A 4,702-nucleotide genomic window follows, 5' to 3' on the forward strand; every position below is an offset into this window, starting at 1 on the left:
TCTTCGAGCCCGTGACGAGGGCCGCGACCTTCTGCTCCTCGCGCACCTTCCAGTCGATATAGGTCTCGATGTCGGGGTGATCGACATCGACCACGACCATCTTGGCCGCGCGGCGCGTGGTGCCGCCGGACTTGATCGCGCCGGCCGCCCGGTCGCCGATCTTGAGGAAGGACATCAGGCCGGAGGAGCGGCCGCCGCCGGAGAGTTTTTCACCTTCGCCACGGAGGCGGGAGAAGTTCGAGCCGGTGCCGGAGCCGTATTTGAACAGGCGCGCCTCGCGCACCCACAGGTCCATGATGCCGCCCTCGTTGACGAGGTCGTCCTGCACGCCCTGGATGAAGCAGGCATGCGGCTGCGGATGCTCGTAGGCCGAAGCGGAGGCCGTGAGCACACCGGTCTCGTGGTCGACGTAGAAATGGCCTTGGCCGGGGCCGTCGATGCCGTAGGCCCAATGCAGGCCAGTGTTGAACCATTGCGGCGAGTTCGGCGCGCACATCTGCGAGGCGAGCATGAAGCGGAGCTCGTCGTAGAAGGCGCGCGCATCCTCCTCGGTCGTGAAATAGCGGCCCTTCCAGCCCCAATAGGTCCAGCAGCCGGCGAGCCGATCGAAGACCTGGGTCGAGGACATCTCGGAGCCGAAACGCTCAGCCTCCGGCAGTTCAGCAAGCGCGGCCTCGTCCGGCACCGAGCGCCAGAGCCAGGACGGGACCGAATTTTCCTCGACCTTCTTCAGCCGGGCCGGAACGCCGGCCTTGCGGAAATACTTCTGGGCAAGCACGTCTGCCGCGACCTGGGACCAGGATTCCGGCACGTCGATGCCGTCGAGCCGGAACACGGTCGACCCGTCCGGATTCTTGATCTCGCTCGTGGCGCGCCGGAAGGCGATGGCCTCGTAGGGCGAGGTGTTGGTCGTGGTGTGGCGCCGCTCGATCCGCATCTTCGTCCCCGCAAGGGCCCGTCCGTCTCCGGGCCGCGTTTCAGTCGGTGTCGCCCGTCCGGCACGCGGTTCCGCTGCCCCGGACCAGAGGTCCAGGCCGGCTCACGCGCATGCACTGAGGGAGGTCGCGCCGGTCCAGGTAACCCTGGAAGCGGCGCGACGGAGATGACGCTAATGCGAGTCTCGAAACTGCGTCAATCATCCTGTCCGCACTATCTCTAGGGTCCGAGCCCGGAGCTGAAGCTAGATATAGTGGAGACGGATTCGCTTAACAAAGCCTTGCCGAGCAAGTTCAACGGCTTGGCGAAAGCCCGGCAGCTTGGAGCCGAGGGACCGATGGCGATCCGGTTCCTGGGGATGACGGACGGATCCCGGCCGGCGTTGCGCGGGGGCATCACGCCGGGATTCGACGTGCGCCGTTCGGTCGGCTGGACAGCCGGGACGCTTCGCCCTAACCCCGGGCGGCACGAGCCAAGCGGCGCATGAAGCTCATCGATTTCCTCACCCGCACCTTCACCTGGTGGAACGGCCAGACCTGGGGCACCTATTGGTACACCCGGAGGAAGGGCAATCTCGTCGGCACGGACGAACTCGGCAACACATATTACCGGGCGATGGGGCCGCTGATCGATCCCTCGACCGGCCCCGAGCGCCGCTGGGTGATCTATAATGGTCCCGCGGAGCCGTCCCGGGTTCCCCCGGCCTGGCGCGGCTGGCTCAGCCATACCCACGACGTCCCGCCCTCCGAGCAGCCCTACACGCCGCGGGAATGGGAGTTGCCCCATCTTCCGAACATGACGGGCACGCCGCAGGCCTATCGGCCGCAGGGCTCGTCCTCGGCCTCCGGTCGACGCCCTGCCGCGACCGGCGACTACGTCGCCTGGTCCCCGGACGACGTGCTCCCGACGGGCCGCGATGCCGAGGGCGTCTCGCCCGACGGGCGTGATGTGCCGAAGCCGATCGCGCATCCCGGAACCCATGGCGAAACGCTGACGCGGCCCTATGTCGGCTGAAGGCGAGGAGCAACCGATGGCGCGACCGAAGGCCGAACCCGAGGTGATGGTCGAGAACGACCAGGTCGTCGTGACGAAGTGGAGCTTCGCCGAAGGGGCCGAGACCGGCTGGCACCGTCATGGCCACGATTACGTCGTCGTGCCGCTCTTCGACGGCAAGCTGATCCTGGAGGAGCCCGGCGGGGCGGTCCGGGAAGCGCCGCTCGGTTTCGCCAAGCCTTACTTTCGTCCAGAGGGCGTGGAACACAACGTCGTCAACGGAACCAACGGTCCTTTCGCGTTTCTCGAAATCGAGATCAAGCGCTAGGGATCTGCGGGCACGGCCAAGAGCCGGCGCCCGGGGGGACAAGCGGCCAAGTCATGCGCAACGGAACGTCCAGGTTGCTCGCCTTCGGAGCCGCAGCAGCCCTTCTTGCGGCCGGCGGCATGGCGCGGGCCGACAAGATCAAGAACCCGAACGCCGTGTTCAACGGCCTCGACAAGATCACGGGCCGGATCATCTCGTTCGAGGTCGCGGTGGACGAGACGGTCCAGTTCGGCGCGCTGCAGATCACGCCCCGCGTCTGCTATTCGCGCCCGCCGACCGAGAGCCCCCAGACCGACGCCTTCATTGAGGTCGACGAAGTCACGCTCGAGAACAAGTACCGGCGCATCTTCTCGGGCTGGATGTTCGCCGCGAGCCCCGGCCTGCACGGGATCGAGCACGCCGTCTACGATGTGTGGCTGACCGATTGCAAAGGCGGAACCGCCGTCATCGCCGAGGCGAAGGACAAGGAGGACGCGCCGGTCGCGGCCCCGAAGCCGACGCGCGGCACCGGCACCCGCACGGCGCGGCGGAACTCGCAGGGCCAGATCGACGTCGAGGCGCCGCGCGGTGTTCCCGTCCAGCCGAGCCAGCAGCCGAGCCGCCGCTTCTTCCCGACGAACGATGCGGCGCCTGGCGTGGGCGGGTTCAACCCCGGACGCTGAGCTATTCTACGTGCTTTGAGGCTCGCTCCTGGGGCTCTCACCTCACCATGACGATGGTGGGTGGAATCCACTGATCTCCTCATCCTGAGGTGCCCCGCGCAGCGGGGCCTCGAAGGACGTGCGACGATCCAGGCTGCAGGATCCCTTACCGACTGCCGAGTGCCCCCAGAGCATCCGCCCCGCTGACCGGAAGCCCCCTCGGCCAGACCCACCAATCCGCCTCCGCCTGGACCGCCTCGTCAAGCCGCGCCGCATAGACGCGCCGCTCGAGTTCGACGGCGCCCAGGGTCGCGAGATGGCTCGTCACGAACTGGGCGTCGAGAAGCGTGAACCCGCCGGCGACGAGCCGAGCAACGAGATGTACGAAGGCAACCTTGGAAGCGTCGCGAGCCCGGCGGAACATCGACTCGCCGAAAAAGGCCGCCCCCAGCCGGACCCCGTAGAGGCCCCCGACGAGGCGGCCCTTCTGCCAGGTCTCGACCGTATGGCAATGGCCGAGGTCGAACAGGTCGCCGTAGAGCCGGCGGATGCGTCGGTTGATCCAGGTCCGCCCTCGGCCCTCCGCAGGAGAGGCGCAGCCCTCGATCACGGCGTCGAAATCGGTGTCGACGCGGATCTCGAAGACGTCCTGGCGCACGGTGCGGGCGAGTCGCCGGGAGATGTGAATCGAGTCGAGAGGGAAGATGCCGCGCCGCTGCGGCTCGACCCAGAACAGACCCGGATCGTCGGCATCCTCCGCCATCGGGAAGATGCCGGCCGCGTAGGCCCGCAGCAGGATCTCGGGCGTGATTTCGATGCGCTGGCTGCCGGCCATCAATGACCCTCGGAATGACGGTCGGGACTTCTGCCCGCTACCCCTCCGGCGTCTCCCCGGCCAGAAAACGCTCGAGCCAATGAATGTCGTATTGGCCGTTCTGGATATCGGCGTTGCGGACGAGGTCGCGGTAGAGCGGCAGGGTGGTGTCGACGCCGTCGACCACGAATTCGTCGAGCGACCGCCTGAGCCGCATCAGGCATTCGTTTCGGGTGCGGCCATGCACGATCAGCTTGCCGATCAGGGAATCGTAGTTCGGCGGGATGCGGTAGCCCTGGAACGCCGCCGAATCGACCCGCACCCCGAGCCCGCCCGGAGGATGGAAGTAGGTGATGAGCCCAGGCGAAGGACGGAAGGTCGCGGGATGCTCGGCATTGATCCGGCACTCGATCGCGTGGCCGTGGAACTTGACCTCATCCTGCGTGAAGGAGAGCGGGTTGCCGGCTGCGACCCGGATCTGCTCGTTCACGATGTCGATCCCGGTGATCATCTCCGTCACCGGGTGCTCGACCTGGACGCGCGTATTCATCTCGATGAAGTAGAACTGCCCGTCCTCGTACAGAAACTCGATCGTGCCGGCGCCGGCGTAGCGAAGCTCCTTCATGGCATTCGCCACGATCGTTCCGATGCGGTCGCGCTCCACCTCGTTCAGGGCCGGGGAGGGGCCTTCCTCCCAGACCTTCTGGTGGCGCCGCTGGAGCGAGCAATCCCGTTCGCCAAGATGAATGGCGTCGCCCTTGCCGTCGCCGAGGACCTGGATTTCGATATGGCGCGGCTTCTCGAGATATTTCTCGAGGTAAACGGCGTCGTCGCCGAAGGCGGACAGCGCCTCGGTGCGGGCCGTGACGAGCGCCTCGACGAGGTCGTCCTCGCTCCGGGCGACCTTCATGCCGCGCCCGCCGCCGCCTGCGGCCGCCTTCACGAGGACCGGATAGCCGATCTCGGCCGCGACGCGCTTGGCCTCGCCGT

The 4,702-nt window shown here is 67.1% G+C and carries 4 protein-coding genes and 2 pseudogenes; 3 read left to right on the top strand and 3 right to left on the bottom strand.

All coding sequences use genetic code 11. The features are described 5' to 3' along the window. A pseudogene (locus tag ACFE87_RS24620) lies at nt 1–937 on the bottom strand (vitamin B12-dependent ribonucleotide reductase); the annotation flags it as partial. 482 nt (nt 938–1,419) lie between these two features. On the opposite strand from ACFE87_RS24620, the pseudogene ACFE87_RS24625 reads away from it, so the two are divergent. The 3 genes and pseudogenes from ACFE87_RS24625 to ACFE87_RS24635 all read left to right on the top strand — a co-directional run. Beyond that, a pseudogene (locus ACFE87_RS24625) lies at nt 1,420–1,827 on the top strand (NADH:ubiquinone oxidoreductase subunit NDUFA12); the annotation flags it as partial. A gap of 139 nt (nt 1,828–1,966) precedes the next feature. Next, the gene (locus ACFE87_RS24630; RefSeq protein WP_375462294.1) at nt 1,967–2,257 is read left to right on the top strand and encodes a cupin domain-containing protein; all 291 of its coding nucleotides are present in this window, start codon (nt 1,967–1,969) and stop codon (nt 2,255–2,257) included. 53 nt (nt 2,258–2,310) lie between these two features. Then, complete coding sequence (locus tag ACFE87_RS24635; protein ID WP_375462295.1) at nt 2,311–2,919, top strand: DUF2155 domain-containing protein; 609 nt, start codon at nt 2,311–2,313, stop codon at nt 2,917–2,919. A gap of 145 nt (nt 2,920–3,064) precedes the next feature. Here ACFE87_RS24635 and aat read toward each other — a convergent pair whose 3' ends face one another. Together aat and ACFE87_RS24645 are read right to left on the bottom strand one after the other, a co-directional pair. After that, complete coding sequence (aat, locus tag ACFE87_RS24640; protein ID WP_375462296.1) at nt 3,065–3,733, bottom strand: leucyl/phenylalanyl-tRNA--protein transferase; 669 nt, start codon at nt 3,731–3,733, stop codon at nt 3,065–3,067. Between the two features lie 37 nt (nt 3,734–3,770). Beyond that, nucleotides 3,771–4,702, bottom strand: a 932-nt coding sequence (locus ACFE87_RS24645) for an ATP-grasp domain-containing protein (RefSeq protein ID WP_375462297.1), incomplete at its 5' end; no start/stop codon positions are given.

Origin of the sequence: uncultured Enterovirga sp. (assembly GCF_964242715.1) — a bacterium.
GTDB lineage: Bacteria > Pseudomonadota > Alphaproteobacteria > Rhizobiales > Beijerinckiaceae > Enterovirga.

Bases quoted from the DNA above. Each gene is read 5' to 3' on its own strand.
- aat (WP_375462296.1), bottom strand. From the start codon at position 3,733: ATGGCCGGCAGCCAGCGCATCGAAATCACGCCCGAGATCCTGCTGCGG.
- ACFE87_RS24630 (WP_375462294.1), top strand. From the start codon at position 1,967: ATGGCGCGACCGAAGGCCGAACCCGAGGTGATGGTCGAGAACGACCAG.
- ACFE87_RS24635 (WP_375462295.1), top strand. From the start codon at position 2,311: ATGCGCAACGGAACGTCCAGGTTGCTCGCCTTCGGAGCCGCAGCAGCC.